This is a genomic window from Sphingomonas sp. TREG-RG-20F-R18-01 (assembly GCF_022662475.1).
Classification (GTDB): Bacteria; Pseudomonadota; Alphaproteobacteria; order Sphingomonadales; family Sphingomonadaceae; genus Sphingomonas.
On sequence record NZ_JAKNQQ010000039.1, the window covers coordinates 1 to 1,699 of the forward strand.

Genomic DNA, 1,699 nt, shown 5'->3' on the forward strand with positions numbered 1-1,699 from the left:
GTCGAATCATGACCGAAGATGATATCTCCTATTATCGGCAGCGCGCTGAAACCGAGCTGGAGCGCGCACAGCACGCGAACCGACCTGAAGTGGTAAGGCCTCACTTTATGCTCGCCGAGGCCTATCTGCAGCGCATTGCTGAATTAGAATCTCCTGAAAAACTTGAACGTGCTTGAAGACCTGCAGCCACAAGCATCGCACGCGGGCCAGCGGTCGTCTCGTCATTCGCCTGCCGGTTCGCGATTGATCAGCTTGCCTTACCTTTCAAACGAAGAGCGACACGCGCTGGAGAACGTGCAGTCATGGCGATCGGGCAGACCGGCCAAGAGCTGATGCGCGAAGGCGAGCCAACCGATCACTTCCATATTGTGAGCGGTGGCTGGGCCTGCCGCTACAAGACCACGCGCGATGGCGCGCGGCAGATCATGGCCCTGCTTGTTCACGGCGACATCGCCAATCTAGACTCGTTCCTGTTCGACCGCCTGACGTATGGGGTTCGCCTGGTCTCAGCCGCGGAGGTGCTGACCAACCCGCGCGACCGGCTCCTGGCGCTTGCCGACCAGCACGCCGGTATGATCAAAACGCTCACGTGGCTGGCGTTTGCCGAGAATGCGATACTGAGCCAATGGGCGCTATGCCTTGGCCGCCAGTCCGCAAAGCAGCGACTCGCGCATCTGTTCTGTGAACTGAGCGTGTGGCTCGACTCGGCTGATAGCCACGGCCGCTTCGACTTGCCGCTCACCCAGGAGCATATTGCCGGTGTGCTCGGGCTAACTTCGGTCCATGTCAATCGCACCAGTCAGCAGCTCCGCGCCGAGGGTTTGATCGAGACCGGAAACTGCGCAGTGACGATCGTCAAAATGGACGCGCTTTGCCGTATCGGCGACTTCAAGCCGTCTTATCTCCATGACGATGGCGATCCGGCTTATCCTCGCGCGACTCGCAGGGACGATCGCTATCAGCCGGTGCCACATACCGGGCTGTCGCTGTGACTGATACCGACATGGCTTCCACACTCAACACCGCTTCGCCTTCCTACCGGGCCTTGGCCCTGGAAGACGATCTGCGGTTGGGCGAAACCCACCACCGTTGCAGCAACGACCTTCAGCTTGTCGTCAGCCTGCTTGCGTTCCAGAGCCGCCGCGCGGAGAGCACGGAAACGCGCCAGGCGCTGACTGATGCGATGGAGCGGGTCGCGGTGCTTGCGTGCGCGCGCGTGTCGCTTCAGCACGAGCGACAGCCGACGCTGGAGGCAGCGCTACGCCATGTCTGCGAGGCGCTGCATAGTCAGGCCGAGCCCCGCTCAATCCTTGTTTTGCTCGACGTTGCGCCAAGCACCAGCGGCTTATCGCCAGTGCAGATCACCACCCTGGCGCTGATCGTCAACGAGCTAGCGACGAACGCGATCAAACATGCTTTCGCATGTGATCGTCCGGGTTGCATCTCCATTCGGTTCGGCAACATGACAGTCGCCATCTTGCGATCGTTGTCGATGACGATGGGCTTCCCTTTCCCGAGCTTGGCGTTCGGCGCAGCGGCGGGCTCGGGCTAGGCCTGGTGCGGCGATTGATGGAGTCGATCGGTGGACTCGTGATCCTTCCGGCGAACGGGTCAAAATGCTTCGAGATCAGGGTTCCGGTCAACAGTTAGTGGTAGCGCCCGGGTGACAGCTAGCAACACATCCTACAGTCTAAAGGCA

Annotated in this window: 2 protein-coding genes; both read left to right on the forward strand. The window is 60.7% G+C overall.

The window, feature by feature from the left end; translation table 11 throughout:
- Positions 1-302 precede the first annotated feature (302 nt).
- Positions 303-992 carry a Crp/Fnr family transcriptional regulator gene (locus L8K25_RS22510; RefSeq protein WP_242141256.1) on the forward strand — a complete coding sequence of 230 codons (690 nt, stop codon included), beginning with the start codon at positions 303-305 and terminating at the stop codon, positions 990-992.
- Positions 989-1,552: a sensor histidine kinase gene (locus L8K25_RS22515; RefSeq protein WP_242141257.1), complete on the forward strand. Its 564-nt coding sequence runs from the start codon at positions 989-991 to the stop codon at positions 1,550-1,552. The genes L8K25_RS22510 and L8K25_RS22515 overlap by 4 nt, the downstream gene beginning before the upstream one ends.
- The last annotated feature ends 147 nt before the right edge of the window (positions 1,553-1,699 follow it).

Coding starts and splice junctions, on each gene's coding strand:
- L8K25_RS22510 (WP_242141256.1), top strand. CDS start 303: ATGGCGATCGGGCAGACCGGCCAAGAGCTGATGCGCGAAGGCGAGCCA.